The following is a 15,238-nucleotide window of genomic DNA, read 5'->3' on the forward strand; positions in this document are numbered from 1 at the left end:
CCGTCACGACCGATGATAGGGATGGCCTGCCAGAATGGTGGCGGCGCGATAAAGCTGCTCGGCAATCAGTATGCGGGCAATCTGGTGCGGCCATGTCAGTTCGCCCAGCGCCAGAACGAGATCGGCGCGTGATCGCAATGCCGGATCGTGACCGTCCGGCCCGCCAATGGCGACGATAAGCTGGCGCTTGCCGTCGTCGCGCATACGTCCGACCGCCGCCGCAAAAGCTTCCGATCCAAGCGCCTTGCCGCGCTCGTCGAGCAGGATCAGGGCCGCGCCGCCAGAACTGGCATTATCGAGCGCGTCGTGGATGCGCTGGGCTTCCTCGGCCTTGCGCAGTTCCGCCGTCTGGCCACGGCTTTCCGGAATTTCGCTCACACCGGCGAATTCAAGCCCCAAAGGCGGTCCAGCCTTGGAAAACCGGTCGAAATAACGCTCAACCAGTTCCCGTTCGGGGCCGGTTTTCATTCGGCCCACGGCAAAAACACTCACACGCATGACGCTCTCAATTCATCGAATTAAAGCGTGTCACGCTTTAATCTTTTCTTTCACGCATTCTTCCGCGCAAAAGCGCTGCGCACTTTTGGCTCGAAAATGCCCTAATGCACCGTTTCCAGCGCCCGTTCGTCGTCGAAACCCTCATCGAGCCAGATCTTCTCGATATTGTAGAAGTCACGGACTTCCGGTCGGAAGATATGGACGATGATATCGCCGGTATCGATGAGAACCCAGTCGCCACTCTCGAGACCTTCGACCCGCATATCCTTGCAGCCTGTTTCACGCAGGGCCTGCAAAAGATGGTCGGCAACCGCCGTCACATGGCGATGCGAACGGCCCGACGCGACGATCATGAAATCGCCGATCGTTGATCTTCCGCGAATGTCGATGGGGATGATGGATTCCGCCTTGGAGTTTTCGAGACTGGCCAAGGCCGCGTCGAAGGTCTGGGACACGAGATTGGACTCGTCCATCCCGACCGTGGAAGGCACGTGATGAGCCTTCTTCTCAATTGCTGTTCTCAGTGTAATCCCTTTCTCAACAGAACAACGCAGTGTGGCAGTTGTAAGCACCACACTCCCTAAAATAGGCAGAGTCCCTGTTTTGTTTCAAGTGCACGAGCTTTTCCAGCCCGTTCACTTTTTCAGTTTCTTTGCCCGTTCTACCCATATCTTGCAGAAATTGTCATGAAACCATCAAGATGCGGTACGGGTTTTGCGGATAGCGGTGGAGGAAAGCGACGACCGCGGCCCATGGATGAAAGTCCAGGCCGGAGGCGTGCGCCGCGCCAGCATGGGCGCATATTGTTCGTCGATGCGGCTGTCGAAAAATGTCTGCGCCATGCGCGACGACAGATAGGCGAGCGTGGACCCCGGCCGGTCGATGACCGCAATCGGGAAATTCTGCGCAATCTCGCGCCAGCGCTGCCAGCGATGGAACGAAGCGAGATTGTCGGCGCCCATCACCCAGACGAAATGGACGCCGGGATTGGCGTCGCGGATGAGCGCCAGCGTATCCGCCGTGTAGCGGACGTTGAAGGCGGCTTCCAGCGCCGTCACCTTGATGCGCGGGTCTTCGGCCACTTCCTCGCTCAGCTTCAGCCGCTCGGCGAGCGGCACCAGTTCGCGGCTGTCCTTCAGCGGATTGCCGGGCGTCACCATCCACCAGAGCTGGTCGAGCTTCAGCCGCCTTATGGCGATTTCCGCCACCAGCGCATGGCCTCCATGCGGCGGATTGAACGAGCCGCCGAACAGCCCCACCGCCATGCCCTTTTCGACATGCGGCATGCGCAGATAATGCGCACTGACACCCGGATATTTTTCCTTCAATGCGGAAAGCCCGAAGCCGAACTTCATCCGAAACTAACCACGAACCTGTCCGCTGCCGCGCACGCGATATTTGAACGAGGTCAGCTGCTCGACGCCAACCGGTCCGCGCGCATGCATCTTGCCGGTGGCGATGCCGATTTCGGCGCCCATGCCAAACTCGCCGCCATCGGCAAATTGCGTCGAGGCATTGTGCAGGAGAATGGCCGAGTCGATTTCGTTGAAGAAACGCGCAACCGCTGCCGCATCTTCCGCCACGAGGGCTTCGGTGTGATGCGAGGCATAGCGGTTGATATGTTCGATTGCGCCCGAAATGCCATCGACCAGCGCAACGGAAATGATCGCATCGAGATATTCTGTCGACCAGTCCTCCTGCGTGGCGGGCTTCGCCGGATAGAGCGCCAGCACATCGGCGCTGCCGCGAATTTCGCAGCCCGCGGCGACAAGATCGTCAAGGATCGGCGCCAGATGTGTCGCAGCCACCGCACGATCCACCAGAAGCGTTTCCGCAGCACCGCAAATGCCGGTGCGCCGCATCTTGGCGTCGAGCGCAATTCTGCGCGCCATGTCGAGACCGGCGGTTTTATCGATATAGAGATGGCAGATGCCTTCCAGATGCGCGAAGACCGGCACCCGCGCTTCCGACTGAACCCGCGCAACGAGGCTTTTGCCGCCACGCGGCACGATCACGTCAATCGCGCCATTGAGACCCTTCAGCATTTCGCCGACAGCGGCGCGGTCGGTCACCGGCACGATCTGGATCGCATCGGCAGGCAGGTTGGCGGCTTCAAGCCCCCTCACCAGCGCTTTGTGAATGGCAGCCGACGAATGCGCCGAATCCGAGCCGCCACGCAGGATAACCGCATTCCCCGCCTTGAGGCAGAGCGCACCGGCATCGGCGGTTACATTGGGACGGCTTTCATAAATGACGCCAATCACACCGAGCGGCGTGCGCACGCGCTCGATATGGAGGCCGTTCGGACGGTCCCATTCGGCAATCACCTCGCCCACCGGATCAGGGAGCGCCGCGATGGCGCGGATACCATCGGCGATGGCGTCGATCCGGCTGTCATCGAGCGTCAGGCGATCGACGAAAGAAGCCGCCATGCCGTTCTTTTCCGCATTGGCGAGATCGAGCTTGTTGGCTTCCAGAATCTCGGCCCGCGCTTCCAACATCGCCTCGGCGGCGGCAATCAGCGCCTTGTTCTTCTGTTCGGTGGTGGCGATGGAAAGCGGGGCGGCGGCAGCGCGCGCCTTGCGCCCCACTTCCGCCATCACGGCAGCAATATCGTTTGCCGTATCTGCCTTGGTCAGCATGTCCTCTCCCCTTACACCGCTTCCGCATTGCTGGCCGCGCGCACGACCAGATCGTTGCGATGGATCATCGCCGCGCGCGCATCATAGCCAAGAATTTCGCTGATCTCATCGCTTTTATGGCCGGCGATCTTGCGCGCATCCTCGGCATCGTAAGCGATCAGTCCGCGCGCGATCTCGCGCCCGTCCTCATTGAGCACCGCGACCGTATCGCCGCGCTCGAATTGCCCGTCGATTTCCTTCACACCCGCAGGGAGAAGCGATTTGCCGGATTTCAGCGCCTTGGCCGCACCGGCATCCACCGTCAACCGGCCAGCCGGTTCCAGATTGCCGGAAATCCATGTCTTCCACGCATTGACAGGCGCGCGCGCCGGTTCAAACAGCGTTGCGCGCTCGCCGCGATCGATGGCTGAAAGCGGGCCGAAACGCGTGCCCGATGTGATGATCATCGCGGTCCCGGCCGCATTGGCGATCTTGCCCGCATCGAGCTTGGTCTTCATGCCGCCGCGCGACAGTTCGGAAGCCGCCGCTCCCGCCATGGCTTCGATCTGCGGCGTGATGGTTTCGACCAGCGGCAGAAACTCCGCGTCCGGGTTCTTGTGCGGCGGGGCCGTATAAAGTCCGTCAATGTCGGAGAGCAGAACCAGAAGGTCCGCCCCCATCATGGTCGCCACGCGCGCGGCGAGACGATCATTGTCGCCATAGCGGATTTCGGTGGTTGCCACCGTGTCGTTCTCGTTGATGACCGGCACGGCCTTTAATTTCAAAAGCGTCTCGATGGTCGCGCGCGCATTGAGATAGCGGCGGCGCTCCTCGGTATCGGAAAGCGTGACCAGAATCTGGCCGGAACGGATGGAATGTCCGCCGAGCACATCCGCATAGGCCTTGGCGAGCGCGATCTGGCCAGCGGCGGCAGCGGCCTGGCTTTCCTCAAGCTTGAGCGCCTTTTTCGGCAGGCCGAGGACGGTGCGGCCAAGCGCGATCGCGCCGGAAGAAACCACCAGCACCTCGACGCCTGCGTGATGAAGCGCTGCAATATCCTGCCCCAGGCTTTCCAGCCAGTCGCGCTTGAGGCCGGTTGCGCGATCCACCAGAAGGGCGGACCCGATTTTGACAACGATGCGGCGATAGTCCTTCAGTTTCTTCAGCATGTTTCATTCCCTCGCCGCATCCAAAGCGCATCCCGAAAAGTGTGAAACGGTTTTCGGATAAGATGCGCGCCCAAATAAAATCCGACGCTTAGTCTTCGGCTTGCGCCGTACCGGCCTCTGCGGTGCGGCTCTGATCAATCACGGCAGCAAGCTGGCGCAACGCATCGTTCAAACCTTCATGGCTGACCGCCGAAAGCAGCAGCGGATCGCGTCCGCATGCCTTTTTCAGCGCCTTGACCTTGGCCTTGCGCGCTTCCGCATCCAGCGTATCCACCTGCGACAACGCCACGATTTCCGGCTTGTCGGCAAGCCCATGCTCATAGGCTTCCAGCTCGCCGCGAATGACCCGATAGGCCTTGGCCACATCTTCTTCCTGCGCTGACACCAGATGGAGCAGAACCCGCGTGCGCTCGACATGACCGAGGAAACGGTCGCCGAGACCGACGCCTTCGCTCGCCCCTTCGATCAGGCCCGGAATATCGGCAATGACGAACTCGCGGCCATCCACGCGCGCGACACCCAGATTGGGATGCAGCGTGGTGAAAGGATAATCGGCAATCTTCGGCTTCGCCGCTGTCACGCTTGCGAGGAAAGTGGACTTTCCGGCATTGGGCAGGCCGACCAGACCGGCATCGGCAATCAGCTTCAGGCGCAGCCAGATGGTGCGCTCGATGCCTTCCTGCCCGGGATTGGCGCGGCGCGGCGCGCGGTTGGTCGAGGTGGTGAAATGCAGGTTGCCGAAGCCCCCGTTTCCGCCCTTGGCGAGACGATAGCGCTGGCCGATCTCGGTAATGTCGCAGATCAGCGTTTCGTCGTCTTCCTCGAAAATCTGCGTGCCGACCGGCACCTTGAGAACAACGTCGTCGCCCTTGCCGCCGGTCATGTTGCGGCCCATGCCGTGCATGCCGGTCTTGGCCCGGAAGTGCTGCTGATAGCGGTAATCGATCAGCGTGTTGAGACCGTCCACGGCCTCCACCCACACATCGCCGCCGCGTCCGCCGTCGCCGCCGTCTGGACCGCCGAATTCGAGAAATTTCTCGCGGCGGAACGAAACCGCCCCCGCCCCGCCATTGCCGGAGCGGATATAGATCTTTGCCTGATCGAGAAACTTCATCTGAACGTAACCTTCTTGATGCCCGCGCTGCGGCAGGCTTTTGGGCGGCGCGCGCCCTGAATAGGAATTACATGCGGGCGCGCCCGCATGTGGTGTGTTGCAATTACAGCAAAACCGGCTTCCTGCAAACAGTCGAGGAAGCCGGTTTCCGCCTATTTCGGGTTTCGTTCAGGATCGGTGAAATCGATATAGATCAATTCCTGATCCAGATACTGGCCCTGAACGTAAAGCGACTTGGGTTCGACGCCGTAAGTCTTGAAACCAAGCGCATAATAGACGCGTTTGGCGGCTTCGTTCGTGGCGACCACCTTGGCATCCACAACGACGACCTGCGTTGCCGCATGGTCGATGACCTTACCGACAAGCGCCCTGCCGAGTTGCAGCCCGCGCGCTTCGGGAGCCACATAGACGCCCCAGAGCGTGCCGCGATGGCGCTCGGACCTGCGATCATGGCGGAACATGCCCGCCGTTCCCAGCAGGTTTTCGCCATCGAAGGCGCCGAAGACCACATTGCCGTTCACCTGTTCCAGGCGGCGCGCAAAGACGCTGTCCGAATAGGCATTTTCTTCCTCGAAACTCGAACCGAAGGCCATCGGCGCGCGCTGCAAGGCGCTCAACCTTATGGCCCGGTAACGATGCAGGTCGCCCTTTTCGAGCGCGCGCACCACGATCCTGTCGCGTGCGATTGCGTGGGTATCCATCATGTCATTCCCCGATGATTATCGGTCCTGCGCCAGCCGGAAGGGCTTCACGCAGGACCATTTTGCAGCCACACAGGGCTGGTTTTGGAACAGCCCTTACGACTGCCAGCTTCTCAGCCCGATCCAGGTACGCCGATCGAGGACATAGCGTTCGACCGGCACATTGCCTGCGGCGAGCGAGTCGGCCATGCCCATGCTGCTGAACTGGAAGCCGCACTTGTGGATCACCCGGCGCGAGCCGCCATTGATGGCATGGCACGAGACATGCAGCCGTTCGATGGCGGTCGCACGAAAAGCCAGATCGATCAGGGCGTGCGCGGCCTCGGTGGCAAAGCCGTGTCCCCAATAGGGTTCGCCCAGCCAGTAGCCGATTTCAAGCCCGTCGCCACGATCGAGCGGATGGATGCCGCAGCAGCCCATGAAGATGCCGGTTTCCGCTTGCGTGATCGCGTAGATGCAATTGCCCATCTCGCCTTTTCGCACGCGCTCGACAAAGTCGACGGCGTTTTCACGCGTGTATGGATGCGGCATACGGGCAAGCATACTGGAGACGCGGGCGTTATTGGCAAGATAGGAAATCGCATCCACGTCTTCGACATGCGGCGGGCGCAACACCAGCCTTTCTGTGACGAGGACGGGGCAGTCCAGCTCGTAGGCCAGGTCGGGAGCCTTTGCATCCTCCAGGCCGGGCGACAGATCTGCGTAACTGCCTCTTCTTTCGCTACTGCTTGCGTCGTAACAATCTTCTTCCAGAACTTCGACAACCATTTTTCGTTCCTCCAGAGCGTTTCATTTGAGGCGCATCTTGTTTGAAAACCGCTTCGCACTTTTCGAGATGCGCCCAAATGCAAAAAGGGAAGATGGGTGGCCCCATCTTCCCTTCGATCTTTTGGCTAGGCTGCCATTTACACCGGGTCCGATGGGACGCCGGTGCTTGTGAGAGTGCCCGGCTTACTCTGCTGCTTCCGCGATCGGGTTAACCGACACGTACGTGCGACCGTTGGCTTTCGTGCGGAAAGACACGGAGCCGTTTACGGTTGCAAAAATCGTGTGGTCCTTGCCGAGGCCGACATTGGCGCCCGGATGCCACTTCGTGCCGCGTTGGCGCACGATGATGTTGCCGGCGAGCACAGCTTCGCCGCCGAACTTCTTCACGCCAAGGCGTTTGGATTCTGAATCGCGACCGTTACGCGAGGAACCGCCAGCTTTTTTGTGTGCCATTGGTGTTCTCCTTTAATCTCTCTGTTTACTCAGCCGACTCGGCCTTGGCTGCGGCCTTCTTGGGCGCTGCCTTCTTCGGCTTTGCGGCTTCGCCTTCGGCGGCGTCTGCCTTCGGAGCCTTCTTCTCGGCGGCCTTCTTGGAAGGCTTCGCGCCGTCGGTGAGGATTTCCGAGATGCGGATGGTCGTCAGTTCCTGACGATGACCGCGTGTGCGCTTCGAGTTCTGACGGCGACGCTTCTTGAACGCGATGACCTTGCGGGCACGGCCCTGTTCAACGACTTCGGCGGTGACGAGAGCACCGGCGACGGTCGGGGCGCCAATGGTCGAGCCGACCATCAGGACTTCTGCGAATTCTACGATGTCACCGGCTTCGCCAGCAACTTTTTCGACCTTGATGAGGTCGTTTGCGGCAACGCGATACTGCTTGCCACCGGTCTTGATGACTGCGAACATTTGTTGTCCTTTCGGTTGTTCGGTCCGGCTCTCATTCTGCGACATTGGCGTCGAAGCGATGGGCCGTCTTTTTATCAGTCGGTTGATGAGCGGGCTTTTGGCCCTTGATCGCAGTCCCGGAAAAGCCCGAAATCTGCAATCAAAACAATAGGCGCGGATCACCCCACGCCTAAGGTCTGGTGCTTATAGGTGCGAAGCGGCAGAAAAGTCAAGAATTTTCACAAGGGAATGCAAATTAGCTCTTGTCTAATCGGCGCTGGCCCGTTATTGAGCCGCTGCACGCTCGGCATTCGTCATTGATGCTTGTTACTGTGCGATTCTTCAAGGGTCGTTTTACAGTGCTGCACAACGCGGAGAGGTGGCTGAGTGGTTGAAAGCACCGCACTCGAAATGCGGCATGGGGGCAACTCCATCGGGGGTTCGAATCCCTCCCTCTCCGCCATTTATTTCCTTGCAAGAACATCCAGCCACCCGGTGAACAGCGCATCATTTACCGCCGCAAGCATGAGCGCGTGCTTCTCCGCACCGCGCAAACCGTGCTAGAAGAGCCTCATGAGTGTGTTATCCGCCGTTGCTCCCATCTATCATCCCCCGCTGGAACCCTATGTCTCGATCCTTCATCGCGATGCGGGCTTTCTCGTGCTGGACAAGCCGAGCGGTCTCCTGTCCGTACCCGGACGCCATCCTGCCCTGTCTGACAGTCTCGCAACGCGCGTTCAGGAAACATTTCCGCAAGCGCAGATGATCAACCGTCTCGACAAGGATACGTCGGGCATCGTCCTGATGTCGCTCGATCGCAAGACGCATGCCGCTATCGCCGCTCAGTTCGAGGCCCGCACGACGCAAAAATCCTATATAGCCGTCGTCTGGGGAAACGTTGAGGAAGACGAAGGGCTGATCGACCTGCCGCTGGCGATTGATCCCGGCAACAAGCCGCGTCATCGTGTCGATCACGAGCACGGCAAGCCTGCCCAGACACGCTGGCAGGTGCTCGATCGCAGCGAGCGCACGACCCGGCTGCGGCTCTTTCCCCTTACGGGCCGCACGCACCAGCTGCGCGTGCATATGAAAGCGATTGGCCATGTGATCCTCGGCGACGAATTCTACGCCGAAGGCGAAGCGCTTGCCGCCGCAGACCGCCTGTTGCTGCACGCGGAAGAACTTTCCTTCAGGCACCCCGATGGCCGCGCTGTTACCTTCACCGCGCCCTGCCCTTTCTGAGAGCATCCATGTCGCAGAAAATCGATACATCGGAGCTTGTCGTTGATTTCGTCGGCGGCGCTGTCGGCCACCGGTTCCGCTCCGGCGAAGGACGCGGTCAGGCCCTCGCCAAGGCCGCGGGACTGACGCGGGATGCCACGCCGGAAATCGTCGATGCGACGGCTGGGCTCGGGCGCGATGCCTTTCTGCTGGCCTCACTCGGCGCGAAAGTGATCTTGATCGAGCGCTCCGAAAAGATGCACGGGCTTCTCGCCGAGGGGCTGGCGCGTGCAGCCGCGGAAGGAGGCCGCTATGCCGAGACTGTTGCCCGCATGACGCTTTTGCACGGCGATTCCTGCCTGCTCCTGCCCGAATTGAAGCCGCAGGTCGTGCTGGTTGACCCGATGCATCCGCCGCGTGGCAACAGTGCGCTCGTCAAAAAGGAAATGCGGCAGATACGCGAAATCGTCGGCACCGATCCGGATGCCGAAAGGTTGATGCAGGTGGCACTCGAGGCAGCGCAATACCGTGTGGTCCTCAAATGGCCGTTGCGCGCCGATCCCATGGCCGGATTGCGCAAGCCCTCCCATCAGATTCTCGGCAAGAGCACGCGTTATGACGTGTTCGTCAAGGCGAAGATCGGTTGAACATCGCGCAAGAACTATGGCTGTCCGCTTCCATCTGATGCGAAGTCGCGCGGCATCTCGACAGAATAGATACAGACGCTGTTGCGGCCCTTCGCCTTGGCCTCATACATGGCAGCGTCCGCAGCCGCGAGCAGTTCCCCTGCCGACCGGCCATGTCTGGGAAAACAGGCGACACCAATGCTGCACGTGACCTCCAGAGAGGTTCCACCCAGTTCGACCGGCTCGCTTACCCTGCGCCGTATCTCATCCAGCCGGGAACAGAAATCCCCCTCGTCTGCCTTCAGAACCAGAATGAATTCATCGCCGCCCATGCGACCGGCAAGTTCACCCTCGCCGAGCAGAAGCAAAATCCGGCCGGCGACCTGCTGCAAAAGCCTGTCTCCGGCAGCATGGCCGAGTGTATCGTTGACCGGCTTGAACTGATCGAGGTCGAGAAAGCCGACAGCCACCTTCCGTGAATGGCTGGACGCCTGATCGAGCATCTGTTCGAGTTGTCGTTCCAGAAAGGCCCGGTTCGCCAGCCCGGTCAGCGCGTCGTGCTCGGCCAGATAGCGGATGCGCTCGTCGGCGATGCGCCTGTCGATGGCAATTCCAGCCATCCCTGCAGCGGTGGCCAAAAACTCACGCAGGCCGCGATCATCGGAAACCTCGCCATCGACCATGAAACCCAGAACACCATGTCCTGTACCGTCCGCCGAAGGAATTTCGATGCAGAATATCGCTTCGCTTTCAGGAGCCAGCGCTGTCAGTGCAGCTTCAAGGCGCGCCGGGGAAAGCGGCGCCTGTCTCAGACCAGTCGCCAGCGAAGGCAACGAGGGGGCCGAAACAATGACATCATCTGCGTTTTGAGCGGTCACGACGGCGACGCATCGAACACCCCCGGCAAGGCTTTCCAGCAACCGGGCCAGTTGATCGACGAATTCCGATATCGCAACGGCGCTCACCGTCATTTCCAGAATGCGGGCCTGCACCTGCATGAAGCGTTCGGCCTTCTTCTTGATGGAAATGTCGCGCGAGACGCCCACGACACCGATGATGTTGCCGCTCCTGTCGCGCAGTGGGACGCGCGAAATCATCAGCCAGCGATCCGCTCCGCCGCGCATGGCGCGCTCTTCATAGCCGAGGTCAGGCACGCCGCTTTCCATGACCCGCCTTTCGATCTCGGAAATGCGCGCCGTAATCGCTGCTTGGCCGTGTATATCGACGTCCGTCAGCCCGATGAGTTCGTTGATGTCTGACAGGCCATTGTTGCGAACCACCGCATCGTTGGCAAACAGGAACCGCCCTTGCAGGTCCTTGGCATAGATGAAATCCGGCACGTGATTGATCATGGCGACGAGCCAGTCGAGCTGGTCCGTGCCTGTCGGGGCATTGTCGCCTGGCCTTGGCTGTGACAAGCGGTGCAGCCCTTCGCCGGGGCGCGGATCGCCGACACCCTCGCTGGCATTCTCGCCGTTATCCTCGTTGACACCCAGCGTGGATGCGTCTGCCAGACCTTTCATGGATCGGGCCCCTCCATGCCCAAGTTCATATTAGCAATCTTTTGGGTGGTGGGAATGGCATAAAAGAGCCACACCTGCGCTTTGCATCCTATGCGGCATTCTTTTCCGTGACTTTACCCACGGCGCGCAAACTGCCAAAATTAGAGCGCGTTTCGATCTGACTGAGTCAGATCGACGCTCTAAGCTGTTCTATTAATAGCATAATCTTATCGATCCTCGTTTCACTCAGGTCGGATTATGCTTTAAACCGGAACAGAATAACGATGGCAGTCGTTCCAGGTTTGCGGAGTTTCCTGTCAATTGCTCCGGCACATCGTTTCGATCACGAGGTCTTATGAAACAGAGCATCGACCTGACGACAGCCCCGATCAATCAGGCTCTGCTGCTCTTTGCCCTGCCGACCCTTGGCTCGTCCATATTGCAATCGGCCAACGGTTCCATCGACACGATCTGGATCGGGCAGTTACTGGGCGAATACGCACTTGCCGCAACGACGAACGGCAATCTGGTCATGTTTCTGCTGACCGCTTTCGTCTTCGGTTTCGGCATGGCATCGACGATCCTCATCGGACAGGCTTTCGGGCGACGGGATATAGAAACGGCGCGCACCATAGCGGGCACCACGGTCGGCACTTTCGTACCGCTCAGCATCGTGGTCGCGGTCATCGGCTGGCTGCTCGCCCCCAAAGTTCTGGCGCTGCTGGGAACTCCTGAAACCATTGAACCGCTGGCGCGTGCGTTCCTGCAGGTCACTTTTCTGGCCATGCCGGCGATCCTGATGCAGACAATCCTGATGATGGCACTGCGCGGCAGCGGCGACGCCGTGACCCCGCTGATATTCATGGGAATGGCCGTACTCCTCGATATAGTGCTCAACCCCTTCTTCATCCTGGGTTGGGGTCCGCTGCCTGCGCTCGGTATTGCGGGGTCCGCACTGGCAACAGCTGTCGCCAATTACATAAGTCTCGCGGCGATGCTCTATTATATCTACCATCGCGATCTCCCGTTGCGCCTGCGCGGCAGGGAGTTGTGGCTTCTTGTTCCGGACCGGAAGTTGTTGAAGCTGATCTTTGTCAAGGGACTGCCGATGGGCATCCAGATGATCGTTGTCTCAAGCTCGATGCTGACCATGATGCGGCTCGTCAATCGCGAGGGTGTTGACACGACAGCCGCCTTCGGCGCCACGCAGCAGCTGTGGACCTATGTGCAGATGCCGGCAATGGCGTTGGGTGCTGCGGTCAGCGCGATGGCGGCCCAGAACATCGGAGCCGGTAAATGGGATCGTGTCAGCTCCATAACCCGCATCGGAACGATCTACGCAGTGCTGATGACCGGAGCCCTTGTCGGGCTGCTGCTGGTCGCCGACCGGCAGGCCCTGCAGATATTTCTCGGCGCTGAAAGCCCGGCCATCGCGATCGGCCAGCATATCGGTCAGATCGCCACCTGGGGTTTCATCGCGTTCGGCGTGACAATGGTTCTCTTCGGAACAGTGCGTGCAAACGGCCAGGTCATCTGGCCGCTCATCATTCTTTTCGTATCGATGTATCCTGTGCGCCTCGGCGTCGCTATTGGCCTGCGGGAACAGCTTGGTTCCGATGCGCTCTGGCTGAGCTTTCCTGCCGCGATGCTGTCGACCCTGCTGATGTCGACCATCCTTTATTTCCACGGCGGCTGGAGAAAGAATTCCTCCATGCGGGTCGACGCTCATGAGTTGCAGGGCGAAGCGGCATGCGTATCGCAATCAACGGAAGCCGCTCCATCCAGCAACGCCCTTGCTCCCAATGCGCCCCTCGTCGCCGAAGTGAAAGCCGGCAGCTGAAGCTTCCGGCTCCGCCGATGGGGGATGGGTACCCCAACCACTTAAAGCGATTTCATGATCGTTTCGACACCTTCTTCCACTGACAGAACGGACGTATCCAGGCGCAGATCAGTGCTCCATGGCTCGAAGTGGCGTTTCTATATTTGATCCCAGTCTGGTGGCGTCAATCCTTCTACCGTCATTATTCGCGTCTCGGCGCGACGGCGATGCGTATCGACGTCCGAACAGACAACTTCAACCTGAACCCATCTACTGCCGGCTTTTGCCGCGACGTCTCTGAATGCCTGACGGGTGATTTCCGTCGCGTTCACCGAATCGACTATGACGGTACGGCCCAGCTGAAGGTTTTCTGCAGCCAGCGAATAAAGCGTTACATATCCTGCCGGTCCGACTTCATTCCCTGCCGATGGCGGCGCCGCAGAACGAATTGCCTGCTCGACGGTATCCACGCGAAGATAGCAAGCCCCGATACGCACGGCGAGAGCCTGTGCTATCGTGCTTTTTCCAGACGCTGGCGGTCCACCCAGAATAATCAGCATCGGCACCCCCGTGCGGAACATCGTATTTCGGGAGCGTGAAGCTTCGATGACGTTCCAGGCCCGCTGTCCACAACGGGCCACCTGCCGTCACTACCCGTTTAAACGCCAAAACCCGCCGCTTGTGCGACGGGTTTTTATTTTTGGTTGCGGGGGCAGGATTTGAACCTGCGGCCTTCAGGTTATGAGCCTGACGAGCTACCGGGCTGCTCCACCCCGCGTTATGGGTGCGATATTATGACCGGTTTTGGTATTTTTTTTCGCTTTGGGCGTGATTTGATCTGTTTTGCATGGGTTTGAGAAGATGATTTGTGTGCTTAGCAGACCTGGCAGCGACCTACTCTCCCGCATCTTAAGATGAAGTACCATTGGCGCTGGAGCGTTTCACGGCCGAGTTCGGAATGGGATCGGGTGCAGCCGCTCCGCCATAACCACCAGGTCGGCGAAGAACACAAATGAGAAGCTGGTTCAGGGCAGTAAGGCAGTAGGGGAATAGGGCAGTATGTTTGGGCTGCGCCTATCCTTTGCCTTTGTGCTTTGTCTTTCTGTGCTGATAACACGAAGCATGCGACTGCATGCCGCCGGTTTTCCGGCGCCCCGTCCGGAGCGAAGCGGCGTTAGCCGCGACAGCGTGAGGACAGGAGAATGATTTTGGCTTGAACGAAGTTCAAACCAAAATGATGGATATTGTAAATGGGAGTGATCAAGTCGATCGAGCTATTAGTACCGGTAAGCTGCATGCGTTGCCGCACTTCCACACCCGGCCTATCAACGTGGTGGTCTTCCACGGCTCTGATAGGGAATACTCGTTTTCAGGTGGGTTTCCCGCTTAGATGCCTTCAGCGGTTATCCCGTCCGTATATAGCTACCCTGCTATGCCGTTGGCACGACAACAGGTCCACCAGAGATACGTCCATCCCGGTCCTCTCGTACTAGGGACAGATCCTGTCAATATTCCTACACCCACGGCAGATAGGGACCGAACTGTCTCACGACGTTCTGAACCCAACTCACGTACCGCTTTAAATGGCGAACAGCCATACCCTTGGGACCTGCTCCAGCCCCAGGATGCGATGAGTCGACATCGAGGTGCCAAACAACCCCGTCGATATGGACTCTTGGGGGTCATCAGCCTGTTATCCCCGGCGTACCTTTTATCCGTTGAGCGATGGCCCTTCCACGCGGGACCACCGGATCACTATGACCGACTTTCGTCTCTGCTCGACTTGTCAGTCTTGCAGTCAGGCAGGCTTATGCCATTGCACTCGACGAACGATTTCCGACCGTTCTCTTTCCCCTTTCGGGCACATACGGTATTAGCACAAGTTTCCCTGAGTTATTCCGTAGCAAATGGTACGTTCCCACGCGTTACTCACCCGTCTGCCGCTCCCCTTGCGGGGCGCTCGACTTGCATGTGTTAAGCCTGCCGCCAGCGTTCGTTCTGAGCCAGGATCAAACTCTCAAGTTGAAAATTTGATGTTGGCTATAATCAGTCGCATCTCTACGTAAGAGACGCAAACTTCTGGTCACGCTCAAATTGACGAGAACATATTTACACACCAGACAATCCGAAGATCATCCAGGTAACATAGTTCTTATCCAAGAAACGTGTCCGCCAAAGTTCTTTCGACAGTTCGATCTCTCGAACCATCCGCAGACAATGCCGCCCACGTTTCTCTTTCTTCTGTATAAAATTGTCAAAGAACAGACGATCTCAAACCGTCGAAAATCTCAATCCGCTCACAAAGCCCGCCGC

General features: G+C 59.1%; 15 protein-coding genes, 2 tRNA genes, 1 rRNA gene and 2 other annotated features. Of the genes, 4 read left to right on the plus strand and 14 right to left on the minus strand.

From position 1 onward, the window contains the following. Positions 1–3 precede the first annotated feature (3 nt). The 10 genes from rlmH to rplU all read right to left on the minus strand — a co-directional run bounded on the left by rlmH (position 4) and on the right by rplU (position 7,778). Positions 4–498, minus strand: a complete 495-nt coding sequence (gene rlmH / locus OINT_RS10885) for a 23S rRNA (pseudouridine(1915)-N(3))-methyltransferase RlmH (RefSeq protein ID WP_006467863.1) — start codon at positions 496–498, stop codon at positions 4–6. 101 nt (positions 499–599) lie between these two features. After that, on the minus strand, positions 600–971 hold the full coding sequence (gene rsfS, locus OINT_RS10890) for a ribosome silencing factor (protein ID WP_021588110.1): 372 nt from the start codon (positions 969–971) through the stop codon (positions 600–602). A 222-nt stretch (positions 972–1,193) separates the two neighbouring features. Further along, a complete protein-coding gene (locus OINT_RS10895; RefSeq protein ID WP_006467865.1) occupies positions 1,194–1,853 on the minus strand; it encodes a nicotinate-nucleotide adenylyltransferase in 660 nt (219 codons plus the stop codon). A gap of 6 nt (positions 1,854–1,859) precedes the next feature. Further along, positions 1,860–3,140 (minus strand): glutamate-5-semialdehyde dehydrogenase, encoded by a 1,281-nt coding sequence (locus OINT_RS10900; RefSeq protein ID WP_006467866.1) that lies wholly within the window; start codon positions 3,138–3,140, stop codon positions 1,860–1,862. A gap of 11 nt (positions 3,141–3,151) precedes the next feature. Beyond that, entirely contained in the window at positions 3,152–4,288 is a 1,137-nt protein-coding gene (gene proB, locus OINT_RS10905; protein ID WP_006467867.1) for a glutamate 5-kinase, read from the minus strand. Between the two features lie 88 nt (positions 4,289–4,376). Then, positions 4,377–5,402 carry a GTPase ObgE gene (obgE, locus tag OINT_RS10910; RefSeq protein ID WP_006467868.1) on the minus strand — a complete coding sequence of 342 codons (1,026 nt, stop codon included), beginning with the start codon at positions 5,400–5,402 and terminating at the stop codon, positions 4,377–4,379. 152 nt (positions 5,403–5,554) lie between these two features. Beyond that, positions 5,555–6,106, minus strand: coding sequence for a GNAT family N-acetyltransferase (locus tag OINT_RS10915; protein WP_006467869.1), 552 nt, complete (start codon positions 6,104–6,106; stop codon positions 5,555–5,557). 93 nt (positions 6,107–6,199) lie between these two features. Beyond that, positions 6,200–6,871, minus strand: a complete 672-nt coding sequence (locus OINT_RS10920) for a GNAT family N-acetyltransferase (RefSeq protein ID WP_006467870.1) — start codon at positions 6,869–6,871, stop codon at positions 6,200–6,202. Positions 6,872–7,054: 183 nt separating this feature from the next. Next, the gene (gene rpmA, locus OINT_RS10925; RefSeq protein ID WP_002964927.1) at positions 7,055–7,324 is read right to left on the minus strand and encodes a 50S ribosomal protein L27; all 270 of its coding nucleotides are present in this window, start codon (positions 7,322–7,324) and stop codon (positions 7,055–7,057) included. 25 nt (positions 7,325–7,349) lie between these two features. Continuing rightward, on the minus strand, positions 7,350–7,778 hold the full coding sequence (rplU, locus tag OINT_RS10930; RefSeq protein ID WP_006471230.1) for a 50S ribosomal protein L21: 429 nt from the start codon (positions 7,776–7,778) through the stop codon (positions 7,350–7,352). Between the two features lie 352 nt (positions 7,779–8,130). Between rplU and OINT_RS10935 the strand changes: the two genes are divergently transcribed. The 3 genes from OINT_RS10935 (at position 8,131) to OINT_RS10945 (ending at position 9,625) form a co-directional block, all read left to right on the plus strand. Continuing rightward, positions 8,131–8,220 (plus strand) — tRNA-Ser (locus OINT_RS10935). 110 nt (positions 8,221–8,330) lie between these two features. After that, the gene (locus tag OINT_RS10940; RefSeq protein ID WP_006467872.1) at positions 8,331–8,999 is read left to right on the plus strand and encodes a pseudouridine synthase; all 669 of its coding nucleotides are present in this window, start codon (positions 8,331–8,333) and stop codon (positions 8,997–8,999) included. Positions 9,000–9,007: 8 nt separating this feature from the next. Beyond that, positions 9,008–9,625 (plus strand): class I SAM-dependent methyltransferase, encoded by a 618-nt coding sequence (locus tag OINT_RS10945; RefSeq protein ID WP_006467873.1) that lies wholly within the window; start codon positions 9,008–9,010, stop codon positions 9,623–9,625. Positions 9,626–9,639: 14 nt separating this feature from the next. Here the strand turns inward: OINT_RS10945 and OINT_RS10950 are convergent, their stop codons facing one another. Continuing rightward, positions 9,640–11,127: a GGDEF domain-containing protein gene (locus tag OINT_RS10950; RefSeq protein ID WP_006467874.1), complete on the minus strand. Its 1,488-nt coding sequence runs from the start codon at positions 11,125–11,127 to the stop codon at positions 9,640–9,642. Positions 11,128–11,461: 334 nt separating this feature from the next. Here OINT_RS10950 and OINT_RS10955 point away from each other — a divergent pair, with 334 nt between their 5' ends. Next, on the plus strand, positions 11,462–12,946 hold the full coding sequence (locus OINT_RS10955; RefSeq protein ID WP_006467875.1) for an MATE family efflux transporter: 1,485 nt from the start codon (positions 11,462–11,464) through the stop codon (positions 12,944–12,946). Between the two features lie 137 nt (positions 12,947–13,083). On the opposite strand, the gene OINT_RS10960 is transcribed toward OINT_RS10955, so the two are convergent. The 3 genes from OINT_RS10960 to rrf form a co-directional block, all read right to left on the minus strand. Then, complete coding sequence (locus OINT_RS10960) at positions 13,084–13,506, minus strand: P-loop nucleotide/nucleoside kinase family protein (RefSeq protein ID WP_328284839.1); 423 nt, start codon at positions 13,504–13,506, stop codon at positions 13,084–13,086. Between the two features lie 120 nt (positions 13,507–13,626). Further along, positions 13,627–13,703, minus strand: a tRNA-Met gene (locus OINT_RS10965). 103 nt (positions 13,704–13,806) lie between these two features. After that, a 5S ribosomal RNA gene (gene rrf, locus OINT_RS10970) occupies positions 13,807–13,921 on the minus strand. Between the two features lie 273 nt (positions 13,922–14,194). Then, positions 14,195–14,850, minus strand: a sequence feature (mutual gap in cmsearch alignment for this rRNA model is longer than 100). Beyond that, positions 14,616–14,897, minus strand: a sequence feature (16S ribosomal RNA rRNA prediction is too short). Its footprint overlaps the feature before it by 235 nt. Between the last annotated feature and the right edge of the window lie 341 nt (positions 14,898–15,238).

This window comes from Brucella intermedia LMG 3301 (assembly GCF_000182645.1).
Lineage (GTDB): Bacteria > Pseudomonadota > Alphaproteobacteria > Rhizobiales > Rhizobiaceae > Brucella > Brucella intermedia.